Below are 14,328 nucleotides of genomic sequence, written 5' to 3' on the forward strand. Positions count from 1 at the left end.
GCCGGGGCCGGTCAGACCGGCTGCGGCGCGATGGCGGCGGCGATGGCATCCACCTCGGGGCGCGGCGGCAGGCCGGGCGCGATGCGCTGGATGCGCGCCGCGGCGCAGGCCATGCCGAACACGGCCGCACCCGGGAAAGTGCCGCCCTGCGCCAGCGCGGCCAGCGTGCCGGCCACCAGCGCGTCCCCCGCCCCCACCGTGGTGGCCACCGGCACGCGCGGCGCCTTTGCATGCCAGCGGCCCTGGGGCGTGGCGATCACCGCGCCGTCGCCACCGAGCGAGACGACGGCCTGCCGCACGCCGTAGCGCTGGCACAGGTCGGATGCGGCCTCGGCCACCTCCGCCAGCGTGGGCAGCGCGCGACCGGCCAGTTCTTCCAGTTCGGCCCGGTTGGGCTTGACGAGCGCCACCGGCACGGCCGGGCCCGCGGCCGGATCGGACAGGCGCTGCAGCAGTTGCCGCAGCACGTCGCCGCCCGTGTCGATCACGATGTGCGCGCCCTGGGCCGCGAGGGCGCGGGCCAGCCGCTCCCACACGCCCGTCGCCGCGCCGGGCGGCAGGCTGCCGGCCAGCTCGCACCAGTCGCCGTACTGCACCTGCTGCAGCAGCGTGGCCAGCAACTGGGCCTCGGCCTGCGCCAGCGCCTCGGGCGCCAGGGACAGGCCCGGCAGGTTGATGTCAGTCGAGTCGCCCCGTCCGGCATCGGCCAGCTTGATGTTGGTGCGGGTGCTGCCCGCCACCCGCACCATGGCGTCGGCAATGCCGCTGGCGGCGAAGGCGGTGGTGAACACGCCGTCGTTCTCGGCGCCCAGCCAGCCGCTGGCGGTCACCGGCACGCCCAGGGCCGCCAGCACCGCCGCCACGCCGATGCCCTTGCCGCCGGCCTCGGTCTGCTGCGCGAGCGCCCGGTGCACGGCGCCGGGCACCAGGGTGGGAATGCGCACGGTCTGGTCGATGGCCGGGTTGAGCGTGATGGTGAACACGCGGGCAGGCGCCGCCGCGCCGGCCAGAACTTCGGGCGTCATGGCGCGGCCTTTCCCGGCATGGCACATGCCGCATCAAAAACGGCCCCAGCACAATCAAAACTAGGGCATACAGCTATATTTTTAATAGCAAATCTCATGGTGCATCCCCTGCGTCGGCCACCGGGGCGGCCGGGCGCAGCGCGGCGCCCAGGGCGCGCACCTCGTCGGCGGTGTCCACGTCCAGCGCGCGGCGGGCGAGGTCCTGCAGTTCGGCCAGGGAATGGCGGCGCAGCAGCGCCTTGACGCTGCCGATGTCGCCGCTGCTCATGCTCAGCTCCTGCACGCCCAGGCCGGCCAGCAGCGCCGCGCCCAGCGGCTCGCCCGCCAGCCCGCCGCACACGCCCACCCAGCGCCCATGGGCCCGGGCGCCGGCAATGGTGCGTTCGATGAGCCGCAGCACCGAGGGGTGCAGGCTGTCGGCCATGCCGGCCAGCTCGGGGTGCTGCCGGTCCACCGCCAGCGCGTACTGCGTGAGGTCGTTGGTGCCGATGGAAAAGAAATCCACGTGCGCCGCCAGCCGGTCGGCCATCAGCGCGGCCGAGGGCACCTCGATCATGATGCCCACGGGCACTTGCGGCGCGTCCAGCTCGCGGCGCACCGCCTCCATGCGCTGGCGCAGCTGGTGCACCTCTTCCACCGTGCTGATCATCGGGAACATGACCGACAGCGGACCATGCCGCGCCGCGCGGTACAGCGCCCGCAGCTGCGGCACCAGCAGGTCGTCGCGGCGCAGGCACAGCCGGGCGCCGCGCAGGCCGAGAAACGGGTTGTCCTCCACCGGCAGGTCCAGGTGCGGCACCTGCTTGTCGCCGCCGATGTCCAGCGTGCGCACGATCAGCGGGCGGCCGTCCAGGGCCTCGACCATGGCGCGATAGACGGCGTACTGGTCGTCCTCGTCGGGCACCGCGTCGCGCTCCAGGAACAAAAATTCGGTGCGCATCAGGCCCACGCCCTCGGCTCCGGCCGCCAGCGCGTGCGTGGCCTGGTCGGCGCGGTTGGCATTGGCGGCGATCTCCACCGTGTGGCCGTCGGTGGTGGTGGCGGGCAGCTGGCGGGTGCGCGCCTCTTCTTCCTGGCGGCGGGCCAGGCGCTGCATGCGCTCGCGCGCCTCGATCAGCGCCGTCTCGCTCGGGCCCACGTAGAGCCGGCCCCGGTAGCCGTCCAGGATGGCGGGCGTGCCGGCCGCGGCATCGGCGCCCAGCACGCCGGGGCCGGCCGCCACGACGGCGGGCAGCCCCAGGGCGCGCGCCAGGATGGCGGTGTGGGCGGTCGGGCCGCCGCGCGCGGTGCAAAAGCCCCGCACCTTGGCCGTGTCGATCTGCGCGGTGACCGAGGGCGACAGGTCGTCGGCCAGCAAGATGGCATCGGCCGGCCACGCGGCGGCCGCGCCGCCTTCGGCCTCGTTGCCACGCCCCAGCAGGTGGCGCAGCACGCGCTCGCCCACATCCTGCACGTCGGCCGCGCGCGCGGCCAGCGTGGCATCGGCCAGCGCGCGCTGCGCGGCCACCCGCTCGCCCACCGCACGGCGCCAGGCCCAGGCCACGCCGTGGCCCTGCACCACGCTGCGGCTGGTGGCCAGCAGCAGGTCGGCATCCTGCAGCAGGCCCGCGTGGGCGGCGAAGATGCCCGCCTGCTCGGCCTTGCCCGCGGCGCGCGCGCCATCGGCGAGCTGCTGCAACTGGGCCAGCGCGGCGGCCAGGGCCTGGTCCAGCGCGGCGGCCTCGGCGGCCACCGACGTGAAGCGGTCGTCCACCTCCAGCGCCGCGGCGCCGGCCTGCACCAGCGTGCCGATCACGAGGCCCGGGCTGGCCGCGATGCCGGTGAAGGTCTGGCGCGCCGTGGGCTGCCAGTCGCCCAGCTCGCGCCCCAGCCCCTGGGCCTGCGCCTGGCGGGCGGCGGACAGTTCGGCCTGGCGGCTTTCCTCGTCGCCCAGCCGCACGATGGTGTCGCGCAGTGCGGCCAGCGCCGCCGGGGCATCGGGCCCTTGCGCCGACAGGCGCAGCAGCGCGCCACGGCCCGCGCCCAGGCTCAGCAGCGCGGCCAGGTTCTTGGCATCGGCCACCGTATCGCCGCAGCGCACGTGCACCCGCGCGGTGAAGCGCTTGACCGCCTGCGCCCACTGCCCGGCCGGGCGCGCGTGCAGCCCGTTGGGGTAGTTGAGCGACAGCTCGTGGCCCAGCGGAAAGTCCTCCAGACCGGCGGCCTCGGCCGCGCCCGCGGACTCCTCGCCCGTGAGCGCCCGCACGATCTCGCCGGCATCGCGCGTGGTCGCCAGGCGGTCCATCAGGGCGTCGTCGCGCATCAGGCGGGTCAGGCGGCGCAGCACCGCGATGTGTTCGTCCGACGCGGCGGCAATGGCCACCACCAGGCGCGCCTGCTTGGCATCGTCGCCCCAGCGCACGCCGCCCGGCACCTGCAGCACGGCCAGGCCGGTGCGCAGCACGAGGTGCTTGTCTTCCACCATGCCGTGCGGAATGGCCAGGCCCTGGCCCAGGAAGGTGTTGGCGACTTTCTCGCGCTGCAGCAGGCTGTCGGTGTAGGCAGGCTGGGCATGGCCGGCCTGGGCCAGCAGGGCGCCAGCGGCGCGCACGGCGTCTTCTCGGTTGTGGGGCGCGGCGCCCAGGCGGACCTCGACCGGGATCGTGGACATGGTGCGATGTCTCCTTGTTTTGGTATCGATTTCAGTGAAGGATTATGAAACCGCTTTTCCGACCGGACAAGGCCGGACGGCAGGCCGCCCCTATGGAAACTCGGGAAATCCCCTATGAAATGAGGTCACGGCAACCCACCAGGGGCAGCGCAAAATCGGCACGGCGATCCGCTGCCGAGCGCGGCGGGTCAGCGCATTCATCAAGCCGTTTCAGGAATCGATACCAGAACGGCGTTTTCTTTTGTAGGAGAAGAGCCGCTTGGCCAGCATCAAGGACGTCGCGGAACGCGCAGGCGTCTCCACCACCACCGTATCGCGCGTATTGACGAACCCCGCCGCCGTGCGCACGCCCCTGCGCGAGCGCGTCGAGCAGGCCATCGCCGCGCTTGCCTACCGCCCCAACCTGGCGGCCCGGCGCCTGCGCCAGCAGCGGGCGTCGCTGGTCGGCCTGATCGTCTCGGACATCCGCAGCCCGTTCTTCACCGACGTGGGCCGCGCGGTGGAAGACGTGGCCTACCGACACGGCCTGCGGCTCATCCTGTGCAACACCGACGAGGACCCCGCCAAGGAGCAGTCCTACCTCGAACTGATGGCCGACGAGCAGGCCAGCGGCGTGATCCTCTCGCCCACCATGGAAGGACTCAAGCGCCTGCGGCCCGCCGACTGGCCGTTTCCGATGGTGCTCGTGGACCGCGCCCTCGACACCACCCGCGCCGACCGCGTCGTGCTGGACAACCGCGCCGCCGCCCGGCGCGCCACCGAACACCTGCTGGACGCCGGCTACCGCCGCATCGCCGTGCTGGCCGGCACGCACAGCACCACGGGCCAGGAGCGCCACGCAGGCTATGCGGATGCACTGCGCGAACGCGGGCTCGCGCCCGACCCGCACTGGGTCGCCCCCACGCGCGAGGCCGGCATGGCCGCCGCCACGGCGCTGCTGGCGGGGGCCAATGGCATGCCGCGCCCGGACGCCTTGCTGGCCACCAACGGCCTGCTGCTACTGGGCGCGGTGCACGCGATCCAGGCCGCGGGCCTGTCGATGCCGAACGACATCGGCCTGGCCGGCTTCGACAACAACGACTGGACGGCCCTGCCGGCCCTGGACGTGACGGTGATCGCGCAGCCCACGTACGACATCGGGCGCACCGCGGCCGAGTTGCTGCTGCAGCGGCTGGCCGAGCCCGAACGGACGGTGCGGCGGGTGGTGCTGGAAGGGGCGCTGCTGGCGCGGGGCTCCACGCGGCGGGGGTGACGCGGCTGCGCTCGAAACGGTTTGCAGGGCATCGCCCGGCGAGCACGCCTCGGCGCCAACCGGCCCAGGCTCAGCGCCTTTTGCCGCTGCGCGCCGTACCCGATATTGCGTAGGTCCCCGCTGCTTTGACAAGGACCCGAATGGCATGGGTCTTGTCCACCGTGTCGTGCTCGTATTGCGCCTTGATCGCGATCTCTATCCCGCTGCCCACCTTCTTGCAACGCATCTCCTGAATGGCGTATTGGCTGTGGTCGTCGTTGAGTTCAGGAAACGCCAGGGTCCGGACCAGCTCCGACCTGCGCTCGTGCGTCGGCTGCGCGATCCACTGCACATAGATCTCGCTGCCCGCGCCTTCGTGCACATCGACAACGACCACGCGGTAGTAACCCGCCCGGTCCGCCTGGGTCCAGGCGCCGCAGGTTTCGACCTTTTGCACGTGAATGGGCAGTGACTCCACCTGGGCTTTGAGCAAGGAATCGCTGGCGTTGGCACAGAACGGCAACGTCAGAAGCGCCGACCAAATGAGGCGGTTCACCATTTCGCCGTTGGATGAATGACGATGCCAGTGGTGACCTGCATGGTGCCTCGCGCGAGCGCAGGGCGGATGGCGGGCTTGACTCGCGGATGAACCATGCACCCCGTCTTTTCGATTGGCAGCAAATCGGACTCCCTTTTTTATCTGGAGTGGCATGCTAGCCAAAAACCATCGCGACAGGCCCGAATTGCCGTGGGTGCATGCCGCAAATCGTCACCGGGCACGGCTTGCAGGCCGCCAGACCGCAAGTCGGGGACGGCACGAAACGAAGCGTGGACAGGTTACCGGGCGATGCCCCCGCGTTCACGCGTGTTGCTGCAACCAGGTCATGAGGGCCTCCTTTTCCATCGGCATGGCGATGTGGTACCCCTGGCCCTCATGGCAACCCATGTCCAGCAGGGCGCGCAGCGCGGCGGCATCCTCGATGCCCTCGGCCAGCACCTGCAGCCCCAGCTTGCGGCCCAGTTGCGCCACCATTTCCGCGATCCGGACGCCATGCGGCTCGCCCAGGTGGCGCACGAACGAGCGGTCGATCTTGATGCGGTCGAGGGGCAGCCGCTCCAGGTAGCTCAGCGAGGAATATCCCGTGCCGAAATCGTCGATCGCGATGGAGATGCCTTGCGCGCGCAGGCTGGACAGCGTCGAGTTCAACATTTGGGTGGGCAGCGCGGCCACCGATTCCGTGATCTCCAGCTCCAGCTGCGGCCCTTGCAGCCCGCTGTCCGCCAAGGCCGCGCAGACCGTGTCGAAAAAAGCGGGGTCCTGCAACTGCACGGACGACACGTTGACCGCCATGCGCCCGGGCGCATGGCCCGCATCCAGCAATTCACGCATGCAGGCGCAAGCCGTTGACAGCACCCACTTGCCCAGCGCCACGATGAGTCCCGAATGCTCGGCCACGGGGATGAACTGGTCGGGCGGTATCAGCTGTCCATCGTCCATGCGCCAGCGCACCAGGGCCTCCAGCCCCACCAGGCTCCGGGTCGCCAGGTCGATCTGGGGTTGATAGACCAGAAAGAGCTTGGCCTTGTCGATGGCGGTTCTCAGATCGGACAGCAGCAGCGCACGGGTGCGGGCCTCGGCCCCCATGTGGTCCGAATATTCCAGGTGCTGCCCCCGGTGGTCGCGCTTGGCGCGCTTCAACGCAATGGTGGCGTCCTTGACGAGATCAACGCCCGCCTGCGGCACCTCGGGCAGAAAGACATAGCCGCAGGTGAGCGACACCTTTTGCGCGATGCCGTTCACCACCAGGGGCTGCCGAACGCATTCCAGCAGCCGCTGCAGCGACACCTGCGCCACCGCCCCCAGCACGCCGAACGTGTCCGCCCCCAGGCGGGCCAGCAGCACACCCGGCGGAAGTGCCGCGGACAGCGCGCGGGCGACCCGCTCCAGCAGGCAGTCCCCGAAGCGGTGTCCCATGACGTCGTTGGTGGCGCTGAAATCGTCGATGTCGAGCAGCGCCAGGATGTGGCCGCGCGTGCCGAGGCGGACGCATTCGTCCACCTTCTCGACGAAATGCGCGCGGTTGGGCAGGCGCACCAGCGGGTCGTAATAGGCGTATTCGTGCAGCCGCGCGAGCAGGCCGTGGTTGTGCAGCAGGGTGCCCAGATTGGCGCAGAAGACGTCCAGCATCTGGGTATCGAGCGCACCGCGCGCAGCGGGCACGTCGATGAAGACGGCCATGCCCTGCCGGCCCTGGTGCCCGATGTACAGCGCCATGCCGCCATCGGCTGCGTATACGTTGCAGCGGCTTTCCAGCACGCGGCGCAGCACGCTCCACTCGGGCCGGGCGGAAACGGCATCGAACGGCCCGTCGGCGAGGCCAGCGAACCGGCCGGCGGCCGCCAGCACCTGGAACCGGTCCGCAGTCTCTCCCTGCTGCGCGCACACCAGCCCATGGCATGCGACGCCCAGCAATGCCGCCAATTGGGTGATGACGCCCGAGGCGAAAGCCCGCGGATCGGTGGTCTCCAGCAAGGACGCGCTGGACCGCACGATGAGTTCCAGGCTGCGGCGGCTGGCCTCGGCGGCGCACAGCCGCTGGTAGGACCGCACGGAGGTGACGACCAGGGCCAGCAGCCGGTCGTGCGTCAGTTCGGACTTGGGGCGGTAGTCGTTGATGTCGTACTGCAGCAGGGTGTCCAGGTCCGTCGCCGGCCCGGGCTGGTCCGTGCGAAGCACGATGCGCGCGTTGGGCAGGCGGGCGGTGTGGCGGATGAAGTCCACCAGCGCCAGGGCGGTGCCGGCCGCCGCGCCGGTGTCGCCCACCGGCTCTGAAGCCACGTCGAGCAGCACCATCGCCACGTTCGGCTCGCCCATCAGCAACGCACGCGCTTCTTCGCCCGAAAAAGCGTGCCGCGGCACCAGGGCGCGGCCGAAAAGCGTGCGGCCCTGCAGCGCCGCACGCATGGCCGCATGCACGCCTGCGTCGCTGTCCACGACGAGGATGCGCCAGTCGGGCTCGCCCTGCGGTTCGCGGGTGCTGACTGCGCGCGCGGCGGCGACTTCCGGCGCTGGACAGTCGGGCGCCACCCCGGCGTTCATGCGGCAGGCAGGTGGCGGCTGCACGGGGCGAGCGACACGCGATTGCGGCCGCCGCGCTTGGCGACGTACAAGGCCTCGTCTGCCAGACCGTAGGCGTTGTCGAAGGTACCGCCCTGCGCCAGGCAGCTCAGCCCGAAGCTGGCCGTGATGCCGCTGCCATCAGGCAGGTCGAAACGGTGGGACTCGATGGCCTGGCGCAAGGCCTCGGCCACCGGCATCGCCGTATCGTGGCCTTGCCCCGGCAGCACCACGGTGAATTCCTCGCCGCCGACCCGGCCGACCTGCGCGTTCGGGGGCACGACGGCCTGCAGACAGGCGACCACGCCCAGGATCACCCGGTCGCCCATCGGGTGGCCGAAACTGTCGTTGATGCGCTTGAAATGGTCGATGTCCAGCACGATCAGCGCGAGGCCGCCGCTTCGCAGCTGCTGGTTGACCCGCTCGATGATGGCCGCCCGGTTGAGCACGCCGGTCAGCGGGTCGTGGTTGGCTCGGTACTCCAGCTGGGCTGCCAGGTCCTGCAGCCGCAGGTTCAACTGGTTCATTTCCAGCTCCGCCCGGTCGCTGCGGCGCACCAGGCGACGCGTCTCCCGCAGCAGCCGCTCGTAGGCGGCCAGCAGGTCGCCCAGCGCCTGGCGGCAGGGGGCATCCTCCAGGCCGCCATGGCGCTGGTAGGCGCTGCGTGCGGCCAGCAGGGCCTGGTTTTCGGCCTCGAACAGGTCCGGGGGGGTCGCGGCATCCATGGGCATCAGGCCGCGCTGACGGGATGGGTCGAGAAATGGATGGCGGGAAAGTCTTCGCTCAGTTCCTGGCCGAATTCGAGGATGGTGTCGTCTTCCTCATCGTGGTACCAGTGCACCACGACCTCGTTGCCCGCGCCGGCCGCATCGCTGAGTGCCTCGATCAGGTTGAAGAGCATCTTGGTGCTCGAGCTGTTGAAGTAGGCGAGCGCGATGCTCACCTCGATTTTGGTGTCCACCTGCTCGGCCAGATAGGCCCGGAGCCGCGTGAGAACGTCGCCATAGAACGCCGCGGCATTCTCGGGATAGGACTCGCCGCGCAAGCTCAGCGCATGGGCGTCGAACTTGAAGTCCACCTCCGGTGAACTGGGGGTCGCTGCAATATAGAGGTTGTCCATCTGTGATCTCGATTCGTTTGCGGGCTTGGCGCGTCAGATCGCCGCTTTCAGATAGAACACCGGTGCCTGGTCGGGTCCTTGCGTCGCGTCGAAGCCAAATTCCAGCGGCTCTCGGGCGTCGCGGGCCATGGTGAGGAACCCCATGCCTGCACCCTTGCTGCCCTCGGGGGTCTCCTCGCGCAGGGTCTGGCGGTAGGCCTGCTTGATCTCTTCCAGCGTCATGCTGCGCAGCGCGGCCAGCTTTTCGCGCAGTTCGTCGGCGATGCGCGGCTCCACCGGGTTGGCGCACAGCAGCAGGAAGCTGCCGTCGGCTTCGCGGCGGATGCACACCGAGCCGTGGCGCAGTTCGCCGTTGTCATGGCTGGGGGGCGTGAGCGTATCGGCGGAGTAATGGATGATGTTTTGTGCCATCTCCACGAAGGACGAGAACAGCTTGCGCCGCGTCGGTCCCGCCACGTCGGCGACCTCCAGTTGCAGTTTCACCGCATCGGCCATGGCCGCGATGATGTTCTGCGAGAAGTAGCCCACGTAGTAGAAGATGACGCGGTGCTGCCTGGCCAGGTTGAAGAAGGAACCGGGGTTTTCAGCGTTCATGAACGAGGACATGGCGGATTTCCGTCTCAGGTGCGAAAGCAAAAAAAGGTGAGGTCGTCGCGGCGGTGGTGATCGCCCTGGCCCTGCCACTGCTCCAGCGCATCGAGCACGGCCCGGTTGATCTCCGCGGGCGTGCGCTCCCGCTGCTCGAAAAGCAGCTCCCGCACGCGGCGTTTTCCCAGCGCGATCGCGCGCGGGCCACCCACCTGGTCGATCAGGCCGTCGGTGCTGACGAAAAGCAGCGTGCCGGGGGGCAGGATCAGTTCCTGGTTGTTCCAGGCGAAATCGAAGTCGCTGTCCACGTAGCCCACGCCTTTGCGCTGTCCTTCGATGATCTCGACCGCGTCGGCGCCGGGCCGCACCAGGAACAGCGACAGCCGGGCCCCCGCGAAGACCAGGCGCCCCTGCGCCGGCTCGAACCAGAAGCAGGCGGCATCCATGCCGTCGTTGGAGCGCTCCGTGCCTTCCTGCGCATCCTGCTGCCCCAGCATCTGCTTGATGCTGCGGTTCACGCTGCCCAGCAGCTGCGCGGGATCGCGGGCGCCGTGCTGCTTGATCGCCTGGTTGAGGCTGGTGGAGGCGATCAGGGTCATGAAGGCGCCCGGCACGCCATGGCCCGTGCAGTCGGCGACGGTGGCGAACCAGCCGTCAGGCTCGGTGCTGAACTGGTAGAAGTCGCCCCCGACCACGTCGCGCGGCTCCCAGACCAGGTGCGCGCCGGGGCACACGCGTGCCAGCGCCTCGAGCGAGCTGCGCAGCGTGGACTGCTGGATCACGCTCGCGTATTCGATGCTGTGCATGACCTGGCGGTTGCGCGAGGCCTGCATGTCGGCCACCACACGCATCAGCTGCAGCCCGTTGCCCACGCCGATGAAGGCCCCCTCGTGGGTGATGATGAAGCCATCGGACAGGGCCTTTTCGCCGCATTCCACCGTCTTGAACGTCAGCGCCTCGATGTCCAGCGCGGCATCGACGATCAGCGGCTCCTTGTCCATGAACGCGATGCAGCTCTTGCGGCCGTAGAGTTCCATGCGAAACGGCTTGCTCATCTGGGAGAGGAAGATGTTCCGGTTGATCAGCCCGATGGGCTGCTGGCCCTCCACGACGGGCAGGCTGACGAGGTCGCGGTGCTGGCCGAACACCTCCATGACCTGTTCGTTGGTCTGGTCGGTCGTCATGCAGGGCACCATGTTGCACAGGTCCGCCGCACTGGGCTGACGGAAACGGGGCCGAAAGCTGCTCAGGTACTCGGAATTTGCGGACATGGAGGCCAAGGGGGCTGTTTGTTAGCAAATGTTATTCATTTCATATTTCTCCGCGATGACAGGATGGTGACGGTATGGCGCTGCGCAGAGGCAGTCGAGCCTGCGGGCCATTGAAGGGGCGGCTTCAGAAGGAGGGGGATGCGCCAGGAACGGGTGCTTTCCCATTCCGTTGCGATGAAGGGGCGAGCGCCATGGCGGCGCCAAGCAAGGAGGCCAAGCTCCGCAGGGGCCGGCACGCTGCGCGACTCCTGGGATCGAGCGCATGCCTGCCGTTTCGATTCGGCCCCCGACGACAGCGCCCCGCCACCGCGGTCGGATCGGTGGTGTGAATGCCGATGCTTACGCTTTGCGTGGCCTGACCTTGCTGGCCGCCAGCTTGGCCCGCTCCCGCGCCACCTCGACATCCGCATCGAACGCCAGCGCCACGCCCATGCGCCGCTTCACGAAACTCTCGGGCTTGCCGAACAGGCGCAGGTCGGTGTTCGGCACGCGCAGGGCCTCGTCCACGCCGTCGAAGGCGATGCCTTGCGCGTCCATGCCGCCGTAGATCACGGCGCTGGCGCCCGGGCTGCGCAGGGCGGTGTTGACGGGCAGGCCCAGGATGGCGCGGGCGTGCAGCTCGAACTCGCTCTGCACCTGCGTCGTCAGCGTGACCAGGCCCGTGTCGTGCGGACGGGGGCTCACCTCGCTGAACCACACGGCATCGCCCTTGACGAACAGCTCCACCCCGAACAGGCCCTGGCCGCCGAGGTCGTCGGTCACGGCCTTGGCGATCTCGCGGGCGCGCTCCAGGGCCGCGGGGCGCATGGGCTGGGGTTGCCAGCTTTCCACGTAGTCGCCGCTGACCTGGATGTGGCCGATGGGTTCGCAAAAGTGCGTCTCGGGCTGGCCGGCCTCGCCGAGCGCGCGCACGGTGAGCAGGGTGATCTCGTAGTCGAAGTCGATGAAGCCTTCGACGATGACGCGGCCATGGCTCACGCGGCCGCCGGCCATGGCGTAGTCCCAGGCCTTTTGCACGTCGGCCGGGCCGTCGATCTTGCTCTGGCCCTTGCCGGAGCTGCTCATCACGGGCTTGACGATGCAGGGGTAGCCGATGCCGCCGTCAATGGCCGCCTGCAGCTCTTCAAGCGAATCGCAGAATTGGTAGGGGCTGGTGGGCAGGCCCAGCGTTTCGGCAGCGAGGCGGCGGATGCCTTCGCGGTCCATGGTCAGGCGCGCGGCGCGCGCAGTGGGGATCACGCGCACGGTGCCGGCGGCCTCCAGCTCTTCGAGCATGGGCGTAGCGATGGCCTCGATCTCGGGCACCACGAGGTGGGGCCGCTCGGTCTCGATCAGCGCCTTGAGCTGGGCCGGATCGCTCATGGTGATGGTGCGCGCATGGTGGGCCACCTGCTGGCCTGGCGCGTTCTCGTAGCGGTCCACGGCGATGGTTTCCACGCCCAGGCGCTGCAGGGCGATCAGGACTTCCTTGCCCAGCTCGCCCGAGCCGAGCAGCATGACTTTGGTGGCCGTGGGCGAAAGGGGGGTGCCGAGAGTGGTCATAGCAGGTGAAGAATTGAAAATGGAAGGGGGTAGGAAAGCGGGGCCGCGGCCCCGGAGGGCGGCGAACAATAATAGACGCCCATGGCGCACCCCCCCCTTCTCCAGATCGATCACCTGCACAAGCGCTACGGCGATGCCACGGTGGTCGACGATGTCTCTTTCTCCATCGCGCCCGGCGAATGCCTGGGCGTCATCGGCCCCAACGGCGCCGGCAAGACCACCACCATCCGCATGTGCCTGGGCCTGACCGCGCCCGACGGCGGCAGCGTGCATTTCTACCCCGAAGGGGCCGGCGCGCCGCTGGCCATGCCGCAGGACGCACTGGCCATCAAGGCGCAGTTGGGCGTGGTGACGCAGTTCGACACGCTGGACCCGGACTTCACCTGCGCCGAGAACCTGCACATCTTCGGCCGCTACTTCGGGCTCAAGGGACCCCTGATGCAGGAGCGCGTGCCACGCCTGCTGGAGTTCGCGTCGCTCACGCACAAGGCCGGGGCCAAGCCGGGCGAGCTGTCGGGCGGGATGAAGCGGCGCCTGTCGCTGGCCCGCGCCCTGGTGAACGACCCGCGCCTGCTGCTGCTGGACGAGCCCACCACCGGCCTGGACCCGCAGGCCCGCCACCTGATGTGGGAGCGCCTGCAATTACTGGTGCAGCAGGGCAAGTCGATCCTGCTGACCACGCACTTCATGGACGAGGCCGAGCGCCTGTGCTCGCGCCTGCTGGTGCTGGACCACGGCCGCAAGATCGCCGAAGGCCGCCCGCGCGAACTGATCGCCGAGCACCTGGAGCCCGATGTGGTGGAACTGTTCGGCGTGGGCGCGGTGGCGCTGGCCGAAGACGCCGCCCTGCGCCCGCTGGCCGCCCGCGTGGAGGTGAGCGGCGAGACGGTCTTCTTCTACACGCACGACGCCCGGCCGCTGCTGGCGGCCCTGGGCACGCATGGGCACCTGCGCACCTTGCACCGGCCGGCCAATCTGGAAGACCTGTTCCTCAAGCTCACCGGCCGGCAGATCCGCGAAGACGGCTGAACCGGCCGCCTGGAAAAATGGGGCCCGCGCGGCTTTCGAAAAAATATTTCGCGCGGCCTGCATCCAAACGGCGTTCCCGTGGGTAGTACCTACAGCAGCGGACATTGCTGCTGTTTTTTCAACCCAACCGAAGACAAGGGAACCGCCATGACCATCCAGCCAACGCTCTCTCGCCTCATCCCCCTGACCGGCGCCATCGCCGCCGCGGCCCTGCTCGCGGCCTGCGGCTCCATGTCGGCATCGGGCCCGAAGTTCTCGCAGGACAGCCTGCCCGAATCGATCAAGGTGCCGGCCGGCAACAAGGTGGCCTGGGAAACCGTGGGCATGGGCGACATCACCTACGAATGCCGCGACAAGGCCAACATGCCCGGCCAGACCGAATGGGTGTTCGTGGGACCGAAGGCCGTGCTGAACGACCGCAGCGGCAAGCAGGTGGGCACGTATTACGGCCCGCCCGCCACCTGGGAGGCTCAGGACGGCTCCAAGGTCACCGCCACGCAGCTGGCCGTGGCCCCGGCCGGCACCGGCAACCTGCCCTACCAGCTCGTGAAGGCCAACCCGGCCATGGGCTCGGGCGCGCTGACCGGCGTGACCTTCATCCAGCGCGTGGCGCTCAAGGGCGGCGTCGCCCCGGCCGCGGCCTGCACCGCCACCAACAAGGGCGACCGCCAGACCGTGAAGTACCAGGCCGACTACATCTTCTGGAAGGCCGCCTGACGGCCCGGGGCGGGTCTTTCAGGGTCGAAAGCCTTTG

Annotated in this window: 12 protein-coding genes and 1 pseudogene; 4 read left to right on the forward strand and 9 right to left on the reverse strand. The window is 69.5% G+C overall.

Annotated features, from left to right (window positions below):
* Positions 1-11 precede the first annotated feature (11 nt).
* Positions 12-1,025 (reverse strand): 1-phosphofructokinase family hexose kinase, encoded by a 1,014-nt coding sequence (locus M5C98_RS20365; RefSeq protein WP_272549247.1) that lies wholly within the window; start codon positions 1,023-1,025, stop codon positions 12-14.
* Positions 1,026-1,119: 94 nt separating this feature from the next.
* Positions 1,120-3,675: a phosphoenolpyruvate--protein phosphotransferase gene (gene ptsP / locus M5C98_RS20370; RefSeq protein WP_272549248.1), complete on the reverse strand. Its 2,556-nt coding sequence runs from the start codon at positions 3,673-3,675 to the stop codon at positions 1,120-1,122.
* A 259-nt stretch (positions 3,676-3,934) separates the two neighbouring features.
* On the opposite strand from ptsP, the gene M5C98_RS20375 reads away from it, so the two are divergent.
* Positions 3,935-4,927, forward strand: a complete 993-nt coding sequence (locus M5C98_RS20375; protein ID WP_272549249.1) for a LacI family DNA-binding transcriptional regulator — start codon at positions 3,935-3,937, stop codon at positions 4,925-4,927.
* 70 nt (positions 4,928-4,997) lie between these two features.
* Here the strand turns inward: M5C98_RS20375 and M5C98_RS20380 are convergent, their stop codons facing one another.
* From M5C98_RS20380 to purT, 7 genes are all read right to left on the reverse strand, one after another.
* Positions 4,998-5,465: a hypothetical protein gene (locus M5C98_RS20380; protein WP_272549250.1), complete on the reverse strand. Its 468-nt coding sequence runs from the start codon at positions 5,463-5,465 to the stop codon at positions 4,998-5,000.
* 300 nt (positions 5,466-5,765) lie between these two features.
* A complete protein-coding gene (locus M5C98_RS20385; protein ID WP_442867203.1) occupies positions 5,766-8,006 on the reverse strand; it encodes an EAL domain-containing protein in 2,241 nt (746 codons plus the stop codon).
* On the reverse strand, positions 8,003-8,749 hold the full coding sequence (locus M5C98_RS20390; RefSeq protein ID WP_272549251.1) for a GGDEF domain-containing protein: 747 nt from the start codon (positions 8,747-8,749) through the stop codon (positions 8,003-8,005). The genes M5C98_RS20385 and M5C98_RS20390 overlap by 4 nt, the downstream gene beginning before the upstream one ends.
* A 5-nt stretch (positions 8,750-8,754) precedes the next feature.
* Positions 8,755-9,144 carry a DUF1987 domain-containing protein gene (locus tag M5C98_RS20395; RefSeq protein WP_272549252.1) on the reverse strand — a complete coding sequence of 130 codons (390 nt, stop codon included), beginning with the start codon at positions 9,142-9,144 and terminating at the stop codon, positions 8,755-8,757.
* A gap of 33 nt (positions 9,145-9,177) precedes the next feature.
* On the reverse strand, positions 9,178-9,750 hold the full coding sequence (locus M5C98_RS20400) for a SiaB family protein kinase (RefSeq protein ID WP_272549253.1): 573 nt from the start codon (positions 9,748-9,750) through the stop codon (positions 9,178-9,180).
* 14 nt (positions 9,751-9,764) lie between these two features.
* Positions 9,765-11,003, reverse strand: coding sequence for a SpoIIE family protein phosphatase (locus tag M5C98_RS20405; protein ID WP_272549254.1), 1,239 nt, complete (start codon positions 11,001-11,003; stop codon positions 9,765-9,767).
* Positions 11,004-11,342: 339 nt separating this feature from the next.
* Positions 11,343-12,545 carry a formate-dependent phosphoribosylglycinamide formyltransferase gene (gene purT / locus M5C98_RS20410; RefSeq protein WP_272549255.1) on the reverse strand — a complete coding sequence of 401 codons (1,203 nt, stop codon included), beginning with the start codon at positions 12,543-12,545 and terminating at the stop codon, positions 11,343-11,345.
* A gap of 156 nt (positions 12,546-12,701) precedes the next feature.
* Between purT and M5C98_RS24830 the strand changes: the two are divergent.
* From M5C98_RS24830 to M5C98_RS20420, 3 genes and pseudogenes are all read left to right on the forward strand, one after another.
* Positions 12,702-13,082: pseudogene (locus tag M5C98_RS24830) on the forward strand (ATP-binding cassette domain-containing protein); the annotation flags it as partial.
* Positions 13,068-13,574 carry an ATP-binding cassette domain-containing protein gene (locus M5C98_RS24835; protein WP_442867299.1) on the forward strand — a complete coding sequence of 169 codons (507 nt, stop codon included), beginning with the start codon at positions 13,068-13,070 and terminating at the stop codon, positions 13,572-13,574. The pseudogene M5C98_RS24830 and the gene M5C98_RS24835, both read left to right, overlap by 15 nt.
* Before the next feature lie 147 nt (positions 13,575-13,721).
* The gene (locus M5C98_RS20420; protein ID WP_272549257.1) at positions 13,722-14,291 is read left to right on the forward strand and encodes a DUF3455 domain-containing protein; all 570 of its coding nucleotides are present in this window, start codon (positions 13,722-13,724) and stop codon (positions 14,289-14,291) included.
* Positions 14,292-14,328: the final 37 nt, after the last annotated feature.

Source organism: Acidovorax sp. NCPPB 3576 (genome assembly GCF_028473605.1).
Lineage (GTDB): Bacteria > Pseudomonadota > Gammaproteobacteria > Burkholderiales > Burkholderiaceae_C > Paracidovorax.

Bases quoted from the DNA above. Each gene is read 5' to 3' on its own strand.
- M5C98_RS20365 (WP_272549247.1), bottom strand. From the start codon at position 1,025: ATGACGCCCGAAGTTCTGGCCGGCGCGGCGGCGCCTGCCCGCGTGTTC.
- ptsP (WP_272549248.1), bottom strand. From the start codon at position 3,675: ATGTCCACGATCCCGGTCGAGGTCCGCCTGGGCGCCGCGCCCCACAAC.
- M5C98_RS20380 (WP_272549250.1), bottom strand. From the start codon at position 5,465: ATGGTGAACCGCCTCATTTGGTCGGCGCTTCTGACGTTGCCGTTCTGT.
- M5C98_RS20385 (WP_442867203.1), bottom strand. From the start codon at position 8,006: ATGAACGCCGGGGTGGCGCCCGACTGTCCAGCGCCGGAAGTCGCCGCC.
- M5C98_RS20390 (WP_272549251.1), bottom strand. From the start codon at position 8,749: ATGGATGCCGCGACCCCCCCGGACCTGTTCGAGGCCGAAAACCAGGCC.
- M5C98_RS20395 (WP_272549252.1), bottom strand. From the start codon at position 9,144: ATGGACAACCTCTATATTGCAGCGACCCCCAGTTCACCGGAGGTGGAC.
- M5C98_RS20400 (WP_272549253.1), bottom strand. From the start codon at position 9,750: ATGTCCTCGTTCATGAACGCTGAAAACCCCGGTTCCTTCTTCAACCTG.
- M5C98_RS20405 (WP_272549254.1), bottom strand. From the start codon at position 11,003: ATGTCCGCAAATTCCGAGTACCTGAGCAGCTTTCGGCCCCGTTTCCGT.
- purT (WP_272549255.1), bottom strand. From the start codon at position 12,545: ATGACCACTCTCGGCACCCCCCTTTCGCCCACGGCCACCAAAGTCATG.
- M5C98_RS24835 (WP_442867299.1), top strand. From the start codon at position 13,068: ATGAAGCGGCGCCTGTCGCTGGCCCGCGCCCTGGTGAACGACCCGCGC.
- M5C98_RS20420 (WP_272549257.1), top strand. From the start codon at position 13,722: ATGACCATCCAGCCAACGCTCTCTCGCCTCATCCCCCTGACCGGCGCC.